We start from the raw sequence: 20,891 nt of genomic DNA on the forward strand, positions 1-20,891 counted from the left end.
TGTTAACTGTAAAAAGGGTTAAAAGCAATTTGCTTTTAACCCTTTTTTTCTTTTTGTAAAACAAAGAAATTAATCAGGTAAACGATCTCTATCTTTTTTAGTTCTGTTAAATCGGTAAGTAAAAGTTAAAGAAGTATATCTGCCAATAGGCTTGTTATATCTAGTTGCTGTGTAATTTTCGCCAGTAATTAACTGTTTACTTACTCTAGAATCGAAAATGTTGTTCATGTTTAAAGTAAGTGTGGCTTTGTCGTTCCAAAGATCTTTACTTATTCCTAAGTTAGCTCTGTACTGAGCTTCAGTAGCTATTTGTCCGCTTTGTCTTTCTCCTTGATAATTAAAACTAGATTGAATAGTTAATCTTGAAAACTTCATTCTAGAATTTAAACGAGTAGACCATGCGTCGTCGTCAACAGTATATATTCCACTTTGGTTGAAAGAATAATAGTTGAATTCACTAGATAGTCTCCACCATTTATAAGGAGAATATCGAATGGCTAACTCAGCGCCAAATCTTTTTTCAGTTCCTGAGTTAATAGGTTTAGATACCAAGGCACCAAATGAATTTGTTGTAACTAAAGTTTCAAAAATATTTGTAGTATGTTGGTAGTATATCGACGGGTTAAAGGTAAACTTACTCCATCTTTTTAATAATCCTAGTTCGAAAGAATTTGTATACATCGGGTTTAAATCAGGATTACCTACACGTATATTTCTACGGTCAGAGATTCCTCCAAAAGGGTTTAGATGCCAAAAGCTAGGACGTCTAATTCTTCTACTGTAACTTAATTGTAAGTTAGTAGCTTGATTAAAACTATATGTGAAATGGGCAGTAGGAAATAAATCAGTATACTTTTTATCGGTTTTGAATTGATTATTTCTATCCGTACTTCCAGTATTTGCATGTTCAGCACGTAAGCCTAATAAATATTGAAGTTTATCTTTTTTGTTTGCATATTGAATATAAACTCCATAAATACGTTCGTTGTACTTTAATAAGTTGTTTAAGCTATCAATTAAAACAGTATTATCCCAAACCTTATAATCACTGTCAATATTCCTGATTTCTCCTTTTATTCCCATCTCCAAATGTGATTTTTCAGAAATAGGTAGTTTAAAGTCAGATTGGAATAAAAAATCTTTACTGCTTTCGATGTCTCTACTTTGTAAGGTGTTTATAGCTGAGGTTGTAGGAAACTGCTGTTGCTCTTTGACTAATTCATTTTCGTCATCATTCCAAAAATCGTATTGAAAATTAGCAGTGAATTTTTGCCCTTCTTTAGCGAATGTTTTTACATAGTTTAATTCAATTTGATTGGCTTTTTGAGGTTCTCTATATGATTCTTGTGTAGTAAGAATACTATCTGTTTGTTGTGCGTTGTCTAAAAAATTAAAGGTATAATCAACATTGTTTTTGCTAGTATTATTTCGATGATAGTAACTTAAGGTAAGGGTGTTTTTATCATTAATGTAATAATCACTTCCAAAGTACAGGTTAAAAGTTTTGCGATTTCTGTTGGTGTTAGTTATTCTGTTAGAATAAGAGGTTATTACCCCATTATCGAGATTAGTTCTGTTCAAATAACCATTTCCATCGAAAGACATATAACGATATCCAATATTAGAAAATAAATTGAATTTCTCTTTTTTGTAGTTCATATTGTAGTTGATACTATGATTGTCAGGGATTCCAGTAGTTAGCTGTAAAGAGCTACCAAAACCACCACTTTTATTTTTCTTTAAGATAATATTGATGATTCCAGCAGTTCCACTAGCATCGTATTTAGCAGAAGGGTTTGTTACTACTTCAACCTTTTCTATGTTTTCGGAAGGAATTGATTCTAAGCCATTGTTTGCTGTTAAAACAGAAGGTTTTCCATTAATTAAAATACAAACATTCGGATTGCCTCGTAAGCTTATACCTCCTTCAATATCTACACTCACTGACGGAACGTTATTTAAAACATCATTAACAGAACCACCTTTAGAAACTAAATCTTTTCCAACATTAAAAACGCGTTTATCTAGTTTGTACTCTGTGGTAGATTTTTCAGCGGTAATTTCAACTTCGTCCAAAGCTTGAGCGTCTTCTTGAAGAAGAATAGTTTGAAGTGATTGGTTTTTGGTTAGTGAAACATTATTCATTGAATAGTTTTTGAAACCGATAAACTCCACTTTAATATTATAATCACCTTTTTTGATGTTCATTAAAAACTCTCCGTCACTATTAGTGGATTCTCCAGCAACAATTTCATTTGTGGTTGGGTTGGTTAAAATTATAGTGGCAAACTCTAAAGGTTGTTTGGTGTTTTTTTCTACAACCTTACCAGTAAGCGTTATTTGAGCAGATAACTGAATAGAGATGAATAGTAGTAGGATACATAAAAACTTTTTCATTATTACTTAATATTATAAATTATAAAGCAAAGATGAATCTAAAAAACACGCAGGTTTGCTGTTATAGATGAAGTGCTACAAATAATCGACGTATAAAGGATTATTTAATAGACGAACAATTTAAAGCTAAAAAAGAGTTTATTGAGGGGAAAAAAAGCTGAGTTTGTCGATAGTAATCAATAAAGAATAAGTAATGAATATATTTACGCTTATGAAAACTATTAATAAAGTAATTAAGTATACGCAGTCTAAAAGAGCATTAAATCACGTGATTTTTTGGATTACTATTTTATTGTTGAACATACCTAGAGAATTTATCTTAGGGGAGGATCCAATATATGCTATTTTGGTAATGGATATGTGTATTTTAACAAGCCAAATATTAGCATCATACTTTTTTGCTTATTATGTTATACCCAATTTCTTGCTAAAAAGGAAATATGTGTTATCAGTCTTATTGTTTGTAATAGGAGTCTATGTTTTTAGTGTTTTAGATAGAATAATGGTTGTTCATGTGGGAGAAACTTTGGTGAGAAAACCTCCTTTTAGACAAGAACCTATTCTAGAAATTTTAACAGATTGGAAAAAATTATTGGCCCATTATGCTCCAAGTCTACTTTTGGTAGTGTTAATTTTTCTTTTTGTGAAATATTTTATTGATTACCGAAAAATAAAAGAAAGAGATTTGTTATTGAGTAAAGAAAAGTCTGAGAGTGAATTAAAAGTACTTAAGGCACAACTAAATCCACACTTTTTATTTAATACTCTGAATAATATTTATAGTTTATCTTTGAGTAACTCACCTAAAACACCAACATCAATAGGTAAATTATCAGAAATGTTAGATTATGTATTGTATAGATGTAATACTAAGTTTGTTTTGCTTTCTAATGAAATTAAGTTGATAGAAAATTATATAGAATTAGAAAAGCTACGGTACGATTCACGTTTAAAAGTTACTTTGATAAATAACGTAAAAAAGGATATCAATATTCCTCCATTGATATTACTTTCATTAGTTGAAAACGCATTTAAACATGGTGCAGGAGAAGACAGTGGTTCGCCTGAAATTAAAATGGAGTTTTTGAGTTTGGATAATAGTTTTATGTTTAAAATATCAAATACAACTCCAAAAAATTATGTTCTAAAAAAGGAGAGTATAGGTTTGTCAAATGTTAGAAAGCAATTAGATTTAATTTATCAAAATCAATATAGCTTGACTATAGAAAATAAGGGGAATAAGTTTATGGTAATTTTAAAAATTAATTCAAATTAAAAAGCTAATGAAAGTAAAATGTTTAGTGGTTGATGACGAACCTTTGGCCAGGGAGTTAATAGAAAATCATATTTCAAAAATACCCGCTTTAGAAGTAGTAGGAAGTTGTGATAATGCGCTTAAAGCATTTGAAATTATTAGCTCTCAAGAGGTAGACTTGCTATTTTTAGATATAAAAATGCCAAATATTACAGGGATAGACTTTTTAAGAACAATTAAAAACCCGCCAAAAACAATTTTTACTACAGCTTATAGAGATTACGCTCTTGAAAGTTATGATTTAGAGGTGTTAGATTACTTATTAAAACCGATAACTTTTGAACGCTTTTTTAAGGCAATAGACCGTTTTTTGAGGTTAAAAAAGAAGAATGATAATTCAATAAAAGAAAATGAAAGCACAGAAGAGTTTTTGTTATTGAAATCTGGAAGCAAATACCATAAAGTTTTTATAGAAGAAATATTATTTATAGAAAGCTTAAAAGACTATATAAAAGTTCATGTTATTAATGATAAACGTATTGTTACTAAATACAAAATAAGTGATATTGAAGAGAAGTTGAATAGAGATTTTCTAAGAGTTCACCGATCATATATTATTAATACAAATAAAATATCAGCCTTTACAATTAACGATATCGAAATAAACTCAATAGAAATTCCTATAGGTGCTAGTTATAAAGAAAAGGTAATTTCTTTTTTGAATCAATGGAAATAGAATTCATATTTTCGTGCTATGAACAAACCGGTTTTTACAGTTGAAGAAATAAAAAGGAAGATTGAACAGTATTGTGTGTATCAAGACCGATGTCATAAAGAAGTAGAACAGAAATTAAAAGAGTACAAGTTAATTCCTGAAGCTAGAGAATACATTTTACTACACTTATTAGAACACAATTTCCTAAACGAAGAACGTTTTGCAAAAAGTTTTGCTAGAGGGAAATTCAGAATAAAAAAATGGGGAAAAGAACGAATCGTTAGAGAGTTGAAGTTTCGAGATATTACAGCTTATAACATAAAATCTGCATTAAAAGAGATTGAAGAAGAAGAATACATCAAAACCTTATACAACTTGATAGAGAAAAAGAATGCATCAGTCTCAGAAACCAATCACTTTAAACGAAAAAAGAAAATTGCTGATTATCTTTTATACAGAGGGTTTGAAAGTAGTTTAATATATGAAGCCTTAAAAACTATTGATTCTTAAATAAACTATCTAAGTTTATTTCGCTATCAAACTTTTTCTTTGTGTAAACTGTATTAATCTTATCGTTAACACTACTAAAAAGCATCATTATTTTTTCAACCTGACTATTAACTTGATTAGCAGAAATAGATGGAATAAAGGTCATATCTGCTAAACGTAAAGTTTCATTTTCAAAAACATTAATACGAGCCTTAAAAGCAGGTGTTTTAAGCGTCTCAATATTTAAACTATCTTTAAGTTGTTTAGTAAGTGTTTTTAGCTCTAATGCATTATTTAAAGCCTCAATAGGAGTAGTGTTTTTTAATTCTTGTAAAAAATCTTCAACAGTAAAATATTCTTTCCAAGGTTTAATTTCGTCAATGTAATTTTTATTTACTTCAGAATAATCAGTATGCTTAACCGAAATATTCATTTCAGTTTTAGTAGGTAACTCTTCCTTTTGTTCTTCTTTTTTTTTACAAGAAGTAGCTAAAAAAAATAATGAAGCAATAACAAATAAAAAACGACTCATTTCAATAAAATAATTAAGGGATAAAAGTACATATTTTACTTGGTATTCTTTGTAGAATTGAATTAGAAGTTTGAAATCAGTAGATTAGCAGCCTCTTTTGTAGATAGTTAAAAAAGAACAAATACTTTTTGCGAAATCTTAAATTTAATAACTTTGCAAACATGTATTTTTGAATAATTAAAAATGAGCGATACGATATTAATTTTAGGAGCTTGCGGGCAAATAGGAACAGAATTAACCCAAAAATTACGTTCTATTTATGGAATAGAAAATGTAATAGCTTCCGATATTAGAGAAGGAAATGCAGAAATGATGAGTTCCGGACCTTTTGAAATTATCGATGCTACCAACCAAGAACAAATTTTAAGTGTTGTTCAAAAATATAAAGTAACCCAAGTGTATTTAATGGCAGCTATGTTATCAGCAACCGCTGAAAAATATCCGTTAAAAGGCTGGGATTTAAACATGACTTCGTTATTAGCTGTATTAGAGTTGGCTAAAGAAAAGCATATTCAAAAAGTGTATTGGCCAAGTTCAATGGCAGCTTTTGGCCCAACATCACCAAAAATGAATACGCCACAACAAACTATTATGGAACCTTCTACGGTTTACGGAATAAGTAAAGTAGCAGGAGAGCATTGGTGTAATTATTACCATGATAAATATGGGGTAGATGTACGAAGCATCCGTTATCCAGGAATTATAAGCTGGAAAACGTTACCAGGAGGTGGAACTACCGATTATGCTGTTGATATTTACTTTGATGCATTGAAAAAAGGAACATTTGAGTGCTTTTTATCAGAAAATACTCGTTTACCAATGATGTATATGGACGATGCTATCAATGCGACTATTCAATTAATGCAAGCAGATGAAGAGAATATTAAAACAAGAACTTCATACAACTTAGCGGCAATTAGTTTTACACCAGCTGAAATAGCTACAGAAATTAAAAAATACATTCCAGAGTTTACCATTACATATAATCCAGACTTTAGACAAGCGATTGCTGATAGTTGGCCTCAAGTAATTGATGATTCTACAGCAAGAAAAGATTGGGGCTGGAGACATCAGTTTGATTTAGCTTCTATGACTAAAGATATTATTACCAATTTACAAGCTAAAACCCAAGAGTCAGCAGAAGTGTAAGGTTACATGTATGTTTTCGTCTACGTTATTCAAGTTTTATAATGAATTGTAACTTTGGTTACGTAACATTTATTATAGATAAAATACCTTTGTAATAACAACATGTTAACGATGAAAAAAATTATTCAAAATAGCTTACAAAAAGCACTGTCTTACAACGAATATAGAGGTTTAGTAAGTGATTTATTGTCACAAGGAAAATCTACAGGTCCTAATCAATCAGATGATTTATTAAACTATAGTAAGTTAAATGATAAACGGATGAAGCGTTTAGATAAAACGGTAAAATTAACTGAAGAAACGCTTGCTAAAATTAAAGATATAAAAGAGCCACAAACTTGGTTAGTATTAACTGAAGGATGGTGTGGTGACGCAGCACAAAACTTACCAGTAATTAATAAAATAGCAGAAGAAAATCCTAATATCAATTTAAAACTAGTTTTACGAGATGAAAACTTAGAGTTGATGGATGAGTTCTTGACGAATGGGGGAAGATCAATCCCTAAACTGATTGCTTTAAATGATGAGAACGAAGTAATCAATACTTGGGGGCCAAGACCTACTATAGCTACAAAAATGGTGATTGATTACAAAGATAAGTATGGAAGCTTAGATGCTGATTTTAAAACAGACTTGCAAGTTTGGTACAACAAAAACAAAGGAGAAAATACACAAGAAGATATTGTATCAATACTTTAGTAGTAAAGTATATAAAAATAGCTAAAGTTCCTCTTTTTGTTTTTATCAAAAAGGGGAATTGTTTTCTGTATCTTTGCGCTCATAAGGAATAAATATGTTTGTAGAATTCAGTAGTTTATCAGAAGAGGCGAAAGTTTGGGTATATCCATCAAGTCGAAAGTTTTATCCGCAAGAAATTGATGGTTTAAAAGAAAAATTACAAGGTTTTGTAGACGGGTGGAAGTCTGAAGATAGTGACTTCAAAGCTTCTTTTGAGCTGAAATATAATCGTTTTATTATTTTTTCTGTGGAAGAAGATTCAACATTAACGAATGCAGATATTGATAAACAAGTAGCATTTATTTTACAACTACAACAAGAATATGAAGTAGAGTTGTTAGATAAGATGAACGTGTGTTTTAAGCAAGGAAAATTTATTCAGTACAAAGATGTCAAAGAATTTAAAAAGTTGCTTAAAAAGAAGTCTGTATCAGTTAAAACAATAGTTTTTGATAATCTAGTACAAAGCAAAGTAGAATTAGAAAATTACTGGGAAGTGCCAATTACAGAAAGTTGGTATAGTCGATTTTTATAAACTTTCTATAAACTCATCAACACTTTGAGCATTATCAACTGAAAAATCTCCAATTTTAGTTCTTCTTAGAACCGATAAGTGCGCTCCAGAATTTAACGCTTCTCCGTAATCGTTGGCAATAGAGCGAATATAAGTTCCTTTACTACATACAATTCGAAACTCTACGTTAGGTAAATCAATATTGGTGATTTCAAAGACATTAATTTCTACTTCACGAGCTTTAATTTCGGTAGTTTCACCTTTACGAGCAAGTTCGTATAAACGTTTTCCGTCTTTTTTAATCGCTGAAAAAATAGGTGGCTTTTGTTGAATTTTTCCTGTAAACTGCTCAGTAGTTTTGTGTAGTAATTCTTCCGTAAGATGTTCCGTAGGAAGCGTTTCGTTAATTTCTGTTTCTAAATCGTAACTAGGTGTGGTAGCACCAATAACAAATGTACCCGTATATTCTTTTACCTGTCCTTGATATTCGTTAATGTTTTTGGTCTGTTTACCAGTGCAAATAATTAGCAAACCAGTAGCTAGAGGATCTAGAGTTCCAGCATGCCCAACTTTAATTTTTTTGATATCAAAACGTTTACGAATATGCCAACGTAGTTTGTTTACGACTTGAAAAGAAGTCCATTCTAAAGGTTTATCAATTAATAAAACTTGTCCGTTTTTGTAATCTTCTGCAGTCATCTAAAAAAATAAAGAATAGCCAATGGCAATTAAACCTACAATAGCACAGTATAAAGAGAAATAAGATAACTTACTCTTTTTAACTAAGGCTATCATCCAAGTACATGCTAACAATCCAGAGATGAAAGCAGCGATAAAACCAGCTGATAATGGAATAATTTCTGAACTCTGAAAATTAATGTCTCCACTTAAAATATCTTTAGCTACTTTTCCTAAAATTAACGGTACAACCATTAAAAAAGAAAAACGAGCAGCTTTGGTTCTGTCTACACCTAATAAAACTGATGTTGAAATAGTAGCTCCTGAACGTGAAATCCCAGGTAACATGGCAATTGCTTGAGAGATTCCTATAATTACAGAGTTCTTAAAAGAAACACTTTTGTTTGTGTTTTTAGCCTTGTCAGCCAATAAAAGTAACACAGCAGTAACTAGCAACATTAATCCTACTAATAAAATTTTTCCCCCAAAAAAGCTTTCTAATTCTTTTTCAAAAGCTAGACCTATAATTACAGCAGGAATCATAGAAAGAATAATTTTCACAGAAAACTGCATTTCCTCATTCCATTTAAACTGAAAAAGCCCTCTAAAAATTTCAGCTATTTCTTTTCTAAATACAACAATAGTACTGAGTGCTGTAGCAGCGTGTAGAACAACAGTAAATGTTAGGCTTTCTTGAGGTACAGAAGTGTCTCCAAATAAAGCTTTTGCTAACTCTAAATGACCACTAGATGAAACTGGTAAAAATTCAGTAAGTCCCTGGATGATTCCAAGGATAATTGCTTCTAATAAATCCATGCTTATTTTTTAGGGTTGGCAAAAATAGCATAAATTTCAATACCCAACCCGATAATTACTAAGGTAGGAGCTAAACGAATTCTACGCCAACCATATATTTCAGGGTTGAATACGTTAGGATCGTCGCTACCACCACCTGCCATTAAAATAAATCCTAAGGCAATTACAGCGATACCAATAAGCATAATGATATAGTTTCGCTTACCGAATAGAAATTCTTGTTTTGATGAATTATCTTTTTTCATAAATAATTTAGTAATACAAATCGTTGGTTTGTAAGTTTAAGAATCGTTGTGTAGCAAAGAAGGTGCTAATCCATGTAATAAAAAACGCAACAAGTATAACTCCTCCAGCTACATACCCTAAAGAAGCATAATCTGTAAGTAACTCTAATGTAGGGATATATTTGTCTACATAATAAATTAAAACCCCTAGTCCACTTATGGATATAAAAGCTCCTAGTAACCCTAGTTTGATACTTTGCCAAATAAAAGGTCTACGAATAAAACTTTTAGTGGCACCAACCATTTGCATGGTTTTTATGTTGAATCGTTTTGAGTAAATTGATAATCGAATTGAACTATTAATTAAAATAATAGCAACCAACCCGAAAAAACCACTTAATACTAATAACCAAAAACTAATACGTTGAATATTTTTGGTAAGTAGTTGTACTAATGGTTTGTCGTAACTTACTTCTGCAATAAACTTATTTTTATCAAAAGATTTTTCAAGCTCATTCATTTTTTCAGGAGTCACAAAATCTGCCTTTAGATAAATGTCAATTCCGTTCTTTAAAGGATTGTCTCCCAGAAACTGTAAAAAGTCTTCGCCTAAATCTTTTTTATATTCTTTAGCTGCGTCTTCTTTAGAGATGTAAACTACTTTATTAACAAACGTCTCTTTTTTAATTGATTCTTTAAGACTTTTAATGTTTTTATCAGCTACTTCATCTTTTAAGAAAAGCGTCATCACTACTTTTTCTTTAAAATGATTTGCAACTTTTGTTGATTTTAAAAGTACTAATCCCAAAACACCAATCATAAAAAGTACTAATGCAATACTTACTACTACTGATATGTATGAAGATTGTAATCGGCGTTTTTGAAAAGAATCAAAAGAGGTTGTCATTAGTTAATACTGATTTTAAGGCGTTGCAAGATACAAATATTTAATTTTTAAAAATGACCCTATTCTTCTATCTCTTGGCATAACTCTATGAGTACACCATTGGTCGTTTTAGGATGTAAAAAAGCTACTAGTTTATTATCAGCTCCTTTTTTGGGAGTTTCGTTTAAAACAAAGAACCCTTCATTTTGTAAACGTTTGATTTCTTCTTTTATGTTATCTACAGCAAAAGCAATATGATGAATTCCTTCTCCTTTTTTTTCTATAAACTTAGCTATAGGGCTATCAGGCTTTGTAGCTTCTAATAATTCAATTTTATTAGGTCCTGATTTAAAGAAAGAAGTTTTTACACCCTCGTTAGTAACTTCTTCAGTTTTATAATGTGATTCTCCAAAAAGAGAAGCAAATAACGAGTTAGATTTTTCTAAATCTTTAACGGCTATACCAATGTGTTCAATTTTGTTCATAGCGTAAAAGTAAGAAAAAGTCTTCTTAAAAACTTCATAAAAAACAAGAGTATATGTCATGAAAAAGCAATAGTTAAAACATTTGTAGAGACAAGGGGTTTTTCCTGTTTGTGAGTTATGAGGTGTTTAATAACTAGTTGGTAACTTAGGTTTTAAGGGCTTTCCGTGCTATTCCGTTTTTTTTATTAAGAAATAAGCCGTTATATTTAGAAAATCAAAAAATCAACTTTATTATGAAAAAAACTAACCAACTTAAATTATTATTGTTAACTCTTGTAATGAGTTTTGCTATTTCATGTGATAAGATAAATGGCAATAAATGCGACTGTGACGATTGGCAGTCTCAAGTGCCAGAAGGTACTTTTTGTTACTCTGATGAAGGAAGAACAAAAGAAATGCTAAACTATAAGGAAGTTATTCAAATGCTATCAAGTTATGATAGAACAAGAATTGCACCACTAGAAGAAGCTTTAGGGTATGAAGATACACGTGCTAACACATTTGACTTTGTGCAATTTAAAAAGTATTTGGGACACGTAGAAAACCTAAGTAAAAAAGCAAAAATTAAAATAACAGGAATCAGCTTTATTTCTACAGCTAAAGAAAATCACAAAGATACAGGGAAAAATTATAGTAGTTTAATTTACATTCCTACCACTACAATTAACGGTGAACAAATAGCTTTTGATCCTGTGCAATCTGCAAAACAAGGAAAATTAGTAACGTTTAAAGAAATGCTAGAAAAGCATGGATATAAATGGATATATAATACAAGAGAAGAGTTTGAAAAAGGGAAGAGAGATGATTATAACTATAGAATAAAAACAGTAAGAGAAAATAAAGCTGGGTTTATGTTTGCTTCACCTTTAGATGAAGAATTATTAAGTGGAGCAGGTAATTATGGAACGCTTAGACCACCATATTAATTAGAGGATGGAAATATTAGTGCATGTTTTATTCTTTTTTCAGGTTCTATCCTTTGTGACATCTATATATAGATTTAAGATGTTTAATTATAGTTATACAATATTTTTAGTGTTAATTTTATTTTTAACTGTATTAAGTGAAGGAATAGGGTTGTTATTTATTCACATGGATGTTAGAGGGTTTAATGTGCATTTTTATTATACTTTTTTTCTTTTTAACCTGATATATCTTTTTTATAGTAAATTAATAAGGAGTAAAAATCTAAAAAAAATAATTTTAACATTAACGCTTATATTTTCTATTTTTTGGATGATAGCTTTGTTTAAACGGGAACTATTTCATTATATATTGATTTTAGGCTCGGTAAACACCATAATTTATTCTTTTCTATATTTAAGACAGTTACTAATGTCTGATTATATTATTAATTACAAAACAATTTTACCTTTTTGGATAACAATAGCATTTTTTATTTTTTATTTACCATCTATTCCTTTTTTCTTTATATTAAGGTATTTAGAAGATAGATCTTTAAACTACATATTATTCCTCTTAGGTATAGTTATGAATTCAGTATTTATTTTTAGTTTCTTATGGAGCAAAGAGGAGAGCTTGTATTAATAGTGTCAACATTATTATTATTAATAGTGGTTGTTTTTCTAGTAATTTTATTTACTGTTTTTCAACAACGAAAAAACAAATTATTGTTAGAGAGAACAGAGAGTAAAAAACGTTACGAACGTGAAATTGCTGAGACTCAAATAGAAATCAGGGAAGAAACTTTAAGGAATATTAGTTGGGAGTTGCACGATAATATAGGGCAACTCCTAACATTAGCAAAGATACAATTACAACATGCCTCTCCAGAAAATATGGGAGAAATCTCTGAAATTATAGCAAAAAGTTTAACGGAGGTAAGAGCCTTGTCAAAAATAATTAATCCTGATTTTATTAATAATATAAAATTAAAAGAAGCTATAAGTTTAGAAATTGAGCGGTTTAATAGATTAAATTATATTGATGCGAAGTTAACAGTTACAGGAGAAGAACAGGAAGTTAATCAAAAACACGGAATTATTATTTTTAGAATTCTTCAAGAGTTTTTTTCAAACACAATAAAGCACTCTAAGGGATCCAAATTGGAGGTTTTTTTGCATTATAAAGATGATTCAATTCAAATTGTGGCAAAAGATAATGGAGTAGGATTTGAAATGGCTGGTGTAAGGTTTAAAGGGCTTGGTTTGCAAAATATAAAAGCAAGAGCTAAATTAATTAATGCAGAGGCAAAGTTTATGTCAGAGCCTCAAAAAGGTACAAGTTTAATAATAAATTACTATATTTAAAGAACCTTAGTGTATTTCCCCAACAACTAATAACCAATATAACCCAAGAAATTATGAAATACTCAGTTGTTGTTGTAGATGATCATACGTTATTGTCACAAGCTATCGAAGGTATGGTAAACACTTTTGATAAATTTAAGGTACTTTACACATGCAAAAATGGTAAAGAAGTAGAAGAAAAATTTTTAGCGTCGCCTAAAAACATACCAGATTTAGTTTTAGTAGATGTAAACATGCCAGTGATGAATGGTATTGAAACTACAGAATGGATAGTGAATAACTATCCACAAGTACATGTTATGGCATTATCTGTAGAGGATGCTGATGGAACTATTTTAAAAATGTTAAAAGCAGGGGCTGTAGGCTATTTGTTAAAAGACACCAAAAAAGAAATTTTAGAAAAAGCATTGTTAGAGATGATGGACAACGGATTCTACCATACTAGGAATGTTACCACGTTGTTATTAGACTCTGTTTCAGGAAAAAACTCAAGAAATAACTTCGCATTTAAGGATAATGAAGTAACTTTTATGAAGTTAGCGTGTTCTGAATTGACGTATAAAGAAATCGCCGAAAAAATGTTTTTAAGTCCAAAAACTATCGATGGCTATCGAGATAGTTTGTTTACGAAACTAAATGTAAGAAACAGAGTAGGCTTAGTTATGTACGCCATAAAAAATAAAATTTACACTCCGTAATTTTATGCTTAAATTTGCAGCATGGAAGAAACAAATAGACAACGAAAAATAGCAGGAGTGTTGCAACAGGATTTGGTAGACGTTTTACAACGTGCTGCTCAAGATGGAATGAAGGGGGTAATTATATCGGTTTCTAAGGTTTCTGTTACTGCAGATTTAGGGGTAGCAAAAGTATACTTAAGCGTATTTCCTTCTGATAAAAGAGATGAGATTATTAAAGGAGTAGTATCAAATACACCTTTAATTCGTCATGAATTAGCACAACGTACAAAAAATCAATTACGAAGAATGCCAGAATTGTTGTTCTTTGGTGATGATAGTTTGGATTATATTGAAGATATTGATAAGTCTTTAAAAGGAAAAGACGTAGATCCGATAAAAAATCCAGATGTTTTACCTCGTCGTCAAAAACGTTAATAATTTTTGTTACATTGGCTAGCTAAACTTATTAACGCTTGAACTTCTCTTTATACATAGCTAAACGATACCTGTTTTCAAAAACAAGTACCAATGCAATTAATATTATTACAGCAATAGCTGTTTTTGGTGTTGTAGTTGGTACCTTGGCCTTGTTTGTTGTTTTATCGGGTTTTTCAGGGTTGAAAACTTTTAGTGATTCGCTACTAAATGCATCTGATCCAGATATAAAAATTACAGCATCTAAAGGGAAAACTTTTCAATTTTCACAAAAATTAGACAGTGTTTTGCAACAAAATGAAGAACTAGAAGTAGCTTCTAAAGTTGTTGAAGAACGTGTTTTCTTAAAGTATAAAGACAAGGAGCATATTGCCCAAATAAAAGGTGTAGATTCAAATTATTCAAAAATTATTCCAACGGATTCTTTATTAACTGTGGGTAGTTGGATTGATGAAAAATATAAAAATACAGCTGTAGTTGGGTATGGAATATCGTATAAACTATCGTTAGGGATTTTTAATTTTGGTGAAGCACTTCAAATATTAGTTCCGAAGCCAGGAAAAGGGTTTATTAATGCAAACAATGCTTTCCGGTCTGTTTCAACACAAATAGTAGGTGTATATACGGGTTCAGAAGAATTTCAGAATAAATATGTTTTTACAGAAGCTTCACTCGCTCAAGAATTGCTAGGGTATGGTGATAATCAAATTACAGGTGTTGAACTTCGTTTAAAAGAAGGTGTAAACCTTGATACATTCCAAAAGAATTTGCAAAATGTTTTGGGAGATGAATTAAAAGTACAAACCCGTGCACAGTTAAATACGTTGTATTATAAAGTCATAAATACCGAAAACTTTATTTCATATTTAATTTTTACTTTAATTGTTGCTATTGCTTTATTTAATGTCATCGGATCAATCATAATGATGATTATTGATAAACGCCAGAACCTAAAAACACTTTTTAATTTAGGAAGTAGCATTGACGATATAAAAAAGATATTCGTATTGCAAGGTTTTTTATTAACGTTGGTAGGAATGAGTATCGGAGTTGTTTTAGGAGTAATCCTTGTGCTAATTCAACAACGATTTGAATTATTAATGATTACACAAAATTTAGCATATCCAGTAGAGTTTAAATGGTTAAACTTACTGGTAGTGGTTATTACAATTTCAGTTCTAGGATATTTAGCAGCAAAAATTGCAAGCTCTAGAATTTCAAAAAACTTTATTGAGCGATAGAATACTTATCCTATTTCAGGAATAGTTGCATTTCCAAACTTAGTTTGAACTTCATCAAAAGCGGCAAACACATCGTTTGGATCATCGGAAGTAACCATTTTCATTCGGTGCTCTTTAAAATGTGGAATTCCTTTGAAATAATTAGTGTAATGTCTTCTGGTTTCTACAACACCTAAATGTTCACCTTTCCAATCAATGGCCATTTCTAAATGACGACGCGCCATATCAACTCGTTCAGAAATTGTCGGTCCAGGTAAGTATTCCCCTGTTTTAAAATAATGTTTTACTTCGTTAAAAAACCAAGGATACCCAATAGATGCACGTCCAATCATACAACCATCTAACCCATATGTGTCACGCATTTCCACGGCTTTTTCAGGAGAATCAACATCACCATTTCCAAACACAGGAATATGCATTCTTGGATTGTTTTTTACTTCAGCAATCGGAGCCCAATCAGCACTACCTTTGTACATTTGAGCACGTGTACGTCCATGAATTGAAATAGCTTTACATCCAACATCTTGTAAACGTTCGGCAACTTCAACAATACGAATAGAATCGTGATCCCAGCCTAAACGAGTTTTTACAGTAATAGGTAAGTTGGTGTGTTTTACCATAGCTTCAGTAAGAGAAACCATTAAGTCGATATCTTTTAAAATTCCTGCACCAGCACCTTTTGAAACCACTTTTTTTACAGGACATCCAAAGTTGATGTCAATAATATCTGGATTGGTTTTTTCAACAATCTCAACAGATCGTAACATCGACTCTAAATTCGCACCAAATATTTGTATACCTACTGGACGCTCTTTTTCGTAAATATCAAGCTTCATCACACTTTTTGCAGCGTCACGAATCAATCCTTCCGAAGAAATAAATTCGGTATATACTACATCTGCACCATTTTCTTTACACAAAGCTCTAAATGGTGGATCACTTACATCTTCCATCGGCGCTAATAATAGCGGAAAATCAGGAAGTTCTATATTACCTATTTTTACCATACCTTAAATTGTCGGTGCAAAGTTAGGTTTATTTTTTGTGAGATTAAAAAACTCTAACAATATTAAATCCAAAAGCTACGTCGTCAAACCATTCTCCTCTAGTTCTTGTTAAAAAACCAGAGTCGTTACTTGCTCTTGAATTTGTGAAAATTAACTGAAATACATGACCACCTGTTTCTATATCAAAACCAAGTGTTAATGGGTTTTTATATGTTGAATTTTCATGACGATTAAGATTTAGCGCATAATCAGCATTTATACTCATTCTCTTGCTAATTTTTAATCTTCCTCCCAAGCCAATAATAAACTGGTTGAGATTAGTGTCTCCAGTTAGTAGAAATTTTTGAAGATTGTTTTGACGAACAAAAGTTGGAGCTATTAACAAAGATAAGTTTTTACTTATTCTTCTTGAAGCCAAAATTTGCGCGGTTATGCTTACTCTATCTTTAAATTCTAATGTAGGGAAATCAGAAGTTTTAGATTGAGTTTCAATATCGGTAGAAGCGTAAGCAACTATATTTAAAGGGAATGAATCACTTTGTTTTTTTACACTAAATTTTGCAGCACCAGAATAGGTTTTTTCATAAGAGTCTCTGCTTAAGCTTAATTGAATTCCATCCCAAAAACTATAAACAAATTGAATTTTGGTATTAGCATCGTCTAAGCCAAAAAATTCATCGATACCACTAGAGAAAGGCGAGAATCGATGTGCCACAATGAAATAAAAGTCTCCTTTGCCAACTATTTTAGTGGATTGTAGATTACCTATTTGTACTGCTTTAAATGCAGGTAACTCATAATTAGAGTCTGTATTTGCTTCGTTTTTTAATTCGTTTAGTAAATCATCTTGTGAAAACGAATAACCTATTGATAAAAGAAATAATAGGAAGGTGAGTAGTTTTTGCTTAGTCATTTGTGATTTTTTTAATGATACATTGGTTTATTTTTAATTCTTCTAATAAATCATCATAACCTATAATTATCCCTTTAATAGTAACAGGTTGGTTAATAGTCAATGATTTAAACTTGACATCTTTTCTAAATTGACAATAGATGGAGTTGTTCATGGTAATACCTTCTGCATCTAAAGAAGAAACGGTTCCAGTTAAAATTACTGTTTTGTTAAGCCAAGGTGCTATGTCGTTTTTTAAAGAAGATAAAAAAGTTGAAGCTGTGCCGCTAAATTCAGCTTTTAATTCTTCTGTAGTTTTATGGGGCTTATAGATGTAATTAAAAAAAATAGTAGTTCCGAGTAGTAGAAAAATAATACTAGGAATGATCCATTTTTTATTTTTTTTCAGAAAGCTCATAGTTTATAGTTATAATAACTGATTCGGCAATTTTATTCCTAACAATGCTAGGTATTTTGATGTTGAAATCTTGTGGTTTCACTGAAAAAGTAGACTTTAAAAATATATTATTTCCAGTTTTTATAACTTTACTTAAAGTTACAATTTCTTTGTTAATTCCTCTAACGTTGAGAATTCCTGTAATTTTATAATCCTTTTCAGAAACTATTTCGTTAATGTTAAAATTATGAATCTTTCCAGTAAAAGTAGCCTTTGGAAATTCGTCCGAATCCATGTAATTTTCATTAAAATGCTCTTGCATTAAAGCTAGTCTAAACCTAAAAGCGTTAATTAATAAAAGAGAAGCAATTTCACCATTTTGAGTGTTTAGAATTACTGTGGTACTGTTGTTTTTAGCTTCAACAGGTTCAAAAGTATCAACAGAAGCTTTAAATTCAGTGCTACCAGTACGAGTAAAGTATTTTTGACAAAAAATACTTTGAGAAAGAAATAACAAAATTATAAATAGACTTTTCATAATTGTACTTTTTATTGAGACTTCAATTTTGTTTCCTTTAAGATAAATATAAGTAATTTTTCCTTAAGTACTGTATTGTAGTTGGTTAAGTTGTATTTTGATGTGTCGTTGCTAGTTGAATTAAGCTGTTGTAAGGCTGCTCTTTTTTAGTAATTACGTATATTTCGTCTTTTAACTCATAAACTTTTTTATTGGAACTACCTTTTGAACCCATTTTATTTGGTTATACACTTAATATTCATCTTGTTTTAGAGTACTTAGCATTCTTTTTAGCCTTTCGTTATTATGTTTTCTTACGTAAGAAAAAGAAAGATTACATTTCCTCTAACAATAGATTATCAATTATTTTAGGAGCTGCAGCAGGAGCTTTAATAGGTTCTCGTTTAGTGGGAGTGTTAGAAGCCCCATCGATAAATTTCTCAATAGAAAACAGTATTCAATTATTGAATGTAAAGACCATTATGGGAGGTTTGTTTGGAGGTTTATTAGGTGTAGAAATCGTAAAAAAAATAATAGGAGAAACAAAATCTTCTGGAGATTTGTTTGCACTTCCAATAATTGTAGGGGTTTTTATAGGAAGAATAGGCTGTTTTCTTTCAGGAATTAATGAGTTTACTTATGGAAGAGAAACTGAACTCTTTTTGGGAATGGATTTAGGTGATGGTATTTTAAGACATCCAGTTGCTTTATATGAACTCGTGTTTTTAATTGTATTGTTTGTAGGGTTAAAATATTTACAAAAACACTATACTTTACAATCGGGAGAGCTTTTTAAACTTTTTATGTTGATATATTTTGGATTTCGCTTTTTTATAGAGTTTTTAAAACCTAATACCTTTTTTGTATTAGGGTTAAGTACTATTCAAATACTATGTATAGTTTGTTACGTATATTACACGAAATTTATAATTCAAAAAATAAAAAATGCCAGAAAGAAAATATAACTACTATGATTTTACATTGAGCTTGTGTCCTGAATGTTTAAAAAGAGTAGATGCTAAAATTGTTTTTGAGAATGATAATGTTTACATGCTTAAACGTTGTAGAGAACATGGTAATTCTAAAGTGTTAATTGCTGATGATATTGAATATTATAAAAACATCAGAAACTACAACAAGCCTAGTGAAATGCCTTACACGTTTAACACAAAAACAGATTATGGATGCCCTTATGATTGCGGTTTGTGTCCAGATCATGAACAGCATTCTTGTTTAACAGTTGTAGAGGTTACTGATAGATGTAATTTAACTTGTCCTACTTGTTATGCAGGATCATCACCTACTTATGGTCGTCATCGAACATTAGAAGAGGTGAAAGCAATGTTAGATGCTGTTGTAAAAAATGAAAAAGAACCAGATGTAGTACAAATAAGTGGAGGGGAACCAACAATACATCCTCAATTTTGGAAAATCTTAGATTATGCAAAATCGTTACCCATTAGACACTTAATGTTAAATACTAATGGAATAAAAATAGCAAAAGATATTGCTTTTGCTGAACGATTAAAAACATACACACCAGATTTTGAGGTTTATTTACAATTCGATTCTTTTGAAGATAGTGTATTAAGAGAGTTGAGAGGAGCAGATTTGAATAGTGTTCGAAGGCAAGCCCTCGAAAACTTGAATAAGTTAAATCTATCAACAACCTTGGTGGTTACGCTTCAAAAAGGACTAAATGACCATGAAATAGGTAAAGTAATTGATTATGCTTTACAACAAAAATGTGTTAGAGGAGTTACCTTTCAACCAACACAAATAGCAGGAAGGTTAGAAAGTTTTAATCCTGAAACTGATAGAATGACGCTTACAGAAGTCAGAAGAAAAATCATGGAACAAACCGATGTTTTTAATTCTGATGATTTAATTCCAGTACCTTGTAATCCAGATGCTTTGGTAATGGGATATGCGCTTAAATTAGGGGGAGAAGTATTTCCGCTAACACGTTATATTAATCCAAATGATTTATTAGATAATAGTAAAAACACCATTATTTATGAGCAAGATGAAGCGTTACATGGAAAAATGGTAGAGTTATTTAGCACAGGGAATTCTGTAGAAGTTGCAGAAGAAAATTTAAAATCAATTATGTGTTGTTTACCTAATATTAATGCACCAGAGTTAGGCTACGATAATTTATTTAGAGTTATTATTATGCAGTTTATTGATGCTTACAACTTTGATGTTAGGGCTGTGAAAAAATCATGTGTACATATTGTTGACAAAGACAATAAAATTATTCCTTTTGAAACAATGAACCTGTTTTATAGGGATGACAAAAAAGAGTATTTAGAAGAGTTAAGACAAGAGATAAAATAAATTGATATGAATTTTTTAGAAGGAAATATGGATCTGTCAGGTTTATTCATAATTATTGGTTTAATTATGTTTGGGCCTCCAATACTATTTGCTATCATAGGAACAGCAGTTAGGAAAAAAAGCAAAACAGCCTCAAAAATATTTTATATACTAGCTGTTTTATATTTAATAATTGGGCTAGGAATATGTGGAGGTGCTCTTAGTTAAATAAGTTAGTAGAGATGTTTAATTTTC

25 protein-coding genes are annotated in these 20,891 nt (G+C 30.5%); 14 read left to right on the plus strand and 11 right to left on the minus strand.

Annotation, left to right across the window (positions count from 1 at the left end; genetic code table 11):
* Nucleotides 1–69 precede the first annotated feature (69 nt).
* Nucleotides 70–2,397 carry a TonB-dependent receptor domain-containing protein gene (locus tag ACQYZ7_RS04680; RefSeq protein WP_430728610.1) on the minus strand — a complete coding sequence of 776 codons (2,328 nt, stop codon included), beginning with the start codon at nt 2,395–2,397 and terminating at the stop codon, nt 70–72.
* A gap of 211 nt (nt 2,398–2,608) precedes the next feature.
* On the opposite strand from ACQYZ7_RS04680, the gene ACQYZ7_RS04685 reads away from it, so the two are divergent.
* Genes ACQYZ7_RS04685 through ACQYZ7_RS04695 form a run of 3 tightly spaced genes read left to right on the plus strand, consistent with a single transcriptional unit; the run spans nt 2,609 to nt 4,877 of the window.
* On the plus strand, nt 2,609–3,673 hold the full coding sequence (locus ACQYZ7_RS04685; RefSeq protein ID WP_430728611.1) for a sensor histidine kinase: 1,065 nt from the start codon (nt 2,609–2,611) through the stop codon (nt 3,671–3,673).
* Nucleotides 3,674–3,680: 7 nt separating this feature from the next.
* A complete protein-coding gene (locus tag ACQYZ7_RS04690) occupies nt 3,681–4,388 on the plus strand; it encodes a LytR/AlgR family response regulator transcription factor (RefSeq protein ID WP_430728612.1) in 708 nt (235 codons plus the stop codon).
* Between the two features lie 18 nt (nt 4,389–4,406).
* Nucleotides 4,407–4,877 (plus strand): regulatory protein RecX, encoded by a 471-nt coding sequence (locus tag ACQYZ7_RS04695; RefSeq protein WP_430728613.1) that lies wholly within the window; start codon nt 4,407–4,409, stop codon nt 4,875–4,877.
* On the opposite strand, the gene ACQYZ7_RS04700 is transcribed toward ACQYZ7_RS04695, so the two are convergent.
* Nucleotides 4,864–5,388, minus strand: coding sequence for a hypothetical protein (locus ACQYZ7_RS04700; RefSeq protein WP_430728614.1), 525 nt, complete (start codon nt 5,386–5,388; stop codon nt 4,864–4,866). The two genes, ACQYZ7_RS04695 and ACQYZ7_RS04700, sit on opposite strands and share 14 nt — an antisense overlap.
* Nucleotides 5,389–5,571: 183 nt before the next feature.
* On the opposite strand from ACQYZ7_RS04700, the gene ACQYZ7_RS04705 reads away from it, so the two are divergent.
* The 3 genes from ACQYZ7_RS04705 (at nt 5,572) to ACQYZ7_RS04715 (ending at nt 7,810) form a co-directional block, all read left to right on the plus strand.
* Nucleotides 5,572–6,537, plus strand: coding sequence for an NAD-dependent epimerase/dehydratase family protein (locus tag ACQYZ7_RS04705; RefSeq protein ID WP_430728615.1), 966 nt, complete (start codon nt 5,572–5,574; stop codon nt 6,535–6,537).
* A 111-nt stretch (nt 6,538–6,648) separates the two neighbouring features.
* Nucleotides 6,649–7,236, plus strand: a complete 588-nt coding sequence (locus ACQYZ7_RS04710; protein WP_430728616.1) for a thioredoxin family protein — start codon at nt 6,649–6,651, stop codon at nt 7,234–7,236.
* A gap of 94 nt (nt 7,237–7,330) precedes the next feature.
* The gene (locus ACQYZ7_RS04715; RefSeq protein ID WP_430728617.1) at nt 7,331–7,810 is read left to right on the plus strand and encodes an ABC transporter ATPase; all 480 of its coding nucleotides are present in this window, start codon (nt 7,331–7,333) and stop codon (nt 7,808–7,810) included.
* Here ACQYZ7_RS04715 and truB read toward each other — a convergent pair.
* The 5 genes from truB to mce are packed head-to-tail and all read right to left on the minus strand — an operon-like array spanning nt 7,805 to nt 10,878.
* Nucleotides 7,805–8,488: a tRNA pseudouridine(55) synthase TruB gene (gene truB, locus ACQYZ7_RS04720; RefSeq protein ID WP_430728618.1), complete on the minus strand. Its 684-nt coding sequence runs from the start codon at nt 8,486–8,488 to the stop codon at nt 7,805–7,807. The two genes, ACQYZ7_RS04715 and truB, sit on opposite strands and share 6 nt — an antisense overlap.
* On the minus strand, nt 8,489–9,283 hold the full coding sequence (locus ACQYZ7_RS04725) for an undecaprenyl-diphosphate phosphatase (RefSeq protein WP_430728619.1): 795 nt from the start codon (nt 9,281–9,283) through the stop codon (nt 8,489–8,491).
* A gap of 2 nt (nt 9,284–9,285) precedes the next feature.
* A complete protein-coding gene (locus tag ACQYZ7_RS04730) occupies nt 9,286–9,528 on the minus strand; it encodes a DUF3098 domain-containing protein (RefSeq protein WP_430728620.1) in 243 nt (80 codons plus the stop codon).
* 7 nt (nt 9,529–9,535) lie between these two features.
* The gene (locus ACQYZ7_RS04735) at nt 9,536–10,414 is read right to left on the minus strand and encodes a cell division protein FtsX (protein WP_430728621.1); all 879 of its coding nucleotides are present in this window, start codon (nt 10,412–10,414) and stop codon (nt 9,536–9,538) included.
* 59 nt (nt 10,415–10,473) lie between these two features.
* Nucleotides 10,474–10,878, minus strand: a complete 405-nt coding sequence (mce, locus tag ACQYZ7_RS04740) for a methylmalonyl-CoA epimerase (RefSeq protein WP_430728622.1) — start codon at nt 10,876–10,878, stop codon at nt 10,474–10,476.
* Between the two features lie 233 nt (nt 10,879–11,111).
* Between mce and ACQYZ7_RS04745 the strand changes: the two genes are divergently transcribed.
* The 5 genes from ACQYZ7_RS04745 to ACQYZ7_RS04765 all read left to right on the plus strand — a co-directional run bounded on the left by ACQYZ7_RS04745 (nt 11,112) and on the right by ACQYZ7_RS04765 (nt 15,504).
* Nucleotides 11,112–11,804 (plus strand): hypothetical protein, encoded by a 693-nt coding sequence (locus tag ACQYZ7_RS04745; protein WP_430728623.1) that lies wholly within the window; start codon nt 11,112–11,114, stop codon nt 11,802–11,804.
* Between the two features lie 594 nt (nt 11,805–12,398).
* Nucleotides 12,399–13,148, plus strand: coding sequence for a sensor histidine kinase (locus ACQYZ7_RS04750; RefSeq protein ID WP_430728624.1), 750 nt, complete (start codon nt 12,399–12,401; stop codon nt 13,146–13,148).
* Nucleotides 13,149–13,201: 53 nt separating this feature from the next.
* Nucleotides 13,202–13,846: a response regulator transcription factor gene (locus ACQYZ7_RS04755; RefSeq protein ID WP_317124704.1), complete on the plus strand. Its 645-nt coding sequence runs from the start codon at nt 13,202–13,204 to the stop codon at nt 13,844–13,846.
* Nucleotides 13,847–13,867: 21 nt separating this feature from the next.
* Entirely contained in the window at nt 13,868–14,263 is a 396-nt protein-coding gene (gene rbfA, locus ACQYZ7_RS04760; RefSeq protein WP_115899957.1) for a 30S ribosome-binding factor RbfA, read from the plus strand.
* A 38-nt stretch (nt 14,264–14,301) separates the two neighbouring features.
* The gene (locus ACQYZ7_RS04765; protein WP_430728625.1) at nt 14,302–15,504 is read left to right on the plus strand and encodes an ABC transporter permease; all 1,203 of its coding nucleotides are present in this window, start codon (nt 14,302–14,304) and stop codon (nt 15,502–15,504) included.
* A gap of 5 nt (nt 15,505–15,509) precedes the next feature.
* Here ACQYZ7_RS04765 and dusB read toward each other — a convergent pair whose 3' ends face one another.
* The 4 genes from dusB to ACQYZ7_RS04785 are packed head-to-tail and all read right to left on the minus strand — an operon-like array spanning nt 15,510 to nt 18,338.
* A complete protein-coding gene (gene dusB, locus ACQYZ7_RS04770; protein ID WP_430728626.1) occupies nt 15,510–16,511 on the minus strand; it encodes a tRNA dihydrouridine synthase DusB in 1,002 nt (333 codons plus the stop codon).
* Nucleotides 16,512–16,554: 43 nt separating this feature from the next.
* A complete protein-coding gene (locus ACQYZ7_RS04775; protein WP_430728627.1) occupies nt 16,555–17,424 on the minus strand; it encodes a DUF5777 family beta-barrel protein in 870 nt (289 codons plus the stop codon).
* Nucleotides 17,417–17,821, minus strand: a complete 405-nt coding sequence (locus tag ACQYZ7_RS04780; RefSeq protein WP_430728628.1) for a hypothetical protein — start codon at nt 17,819–17,821, stop codon at nt 17,417–17,419. The genes ACQYZ7_RS04775 and ACQYZ7_RS04780 overlap by 8 nt, the downstream gene beginning before the upstream one ends.
* Nucleotides 17,799–18,338 carry a YceI family protein gene (locus tag ACQYZ7_RS04785; RefSeq protein WP_430728629.1) on the minus strand — a complete coding sequence of 180 codons (540 nt, stop codon included), beginning with the start codon at nt 18,336–18,338 and terminating at the stop codon, nt 17,799–17,801. Before ACQYZ7_RS04785 ends, ACQYZ7_RS04780 begins: the two co-directional genes overlap by 23 nt.
* A 191-nt stretch (nt 18,339–18,529) precedes the next feature.
* On the opposite strand from ACQYZ7_RS04785, the gene ACQYZ7_RS04790 reads away from it, so the two are divergent.
* Genes ACQYZ7_RS04790 through ACQYZ7_RS04800 form a run of 3 tightly spaced genes read left to right on the plus strand, consistent with a single transcriptional unit; the run spans nt 18,530 to nt 20,864 of the window.
* On the plus strand, nt 18,530–19,282 hold the full coding sequence (locus tag ACQYZ7_RS04790; RefSeq protein ID WP_430728630.1) for a prolipoprotein diacylglyceryl transferase: 753 nt from the start codon (nt 18,530–18,532) through the stop codon (nt 19,280–19,282).
* A complete protein-coding gene (locus ACQYZ7_RS04795) occupies nt 19,263–20,657 on the plus strand; it encodes a radical SAM protein (RefSeq protein ID WP_430728631.1) in 1,395 nt (464 codons plus the stop codon). The genes ACQYZ7_RS04790 and ACQYZ7_RS04795 overlap by 20 nt, the downstream gene beginning before the upstream one ends.
* A gap of 6 nt (nt 20,658–20,663) precedes the next feature.
* Nucleotides 20,664–20,864: a hypothetical protein gene (locus ACQYZ7_RS04800; protein WP_430728632.1), complete on the plus strand. Its 201-nt coding sequence runs from the start codon at nt 20,664–20,666 to the stop codon at nt 20,862–20,864.
* Nucleotides 20,865–20,891: the final 27 nt, after the last annotated feature.

The organism is Tenacibaculum sp. SDUM215027 (assembly GCF_050566205.1).
GTDB lineage: Bacteria > Bacteroidota > Bacteroidia > Flavobacteriales > Flavobacteriaceae > Polaribacter.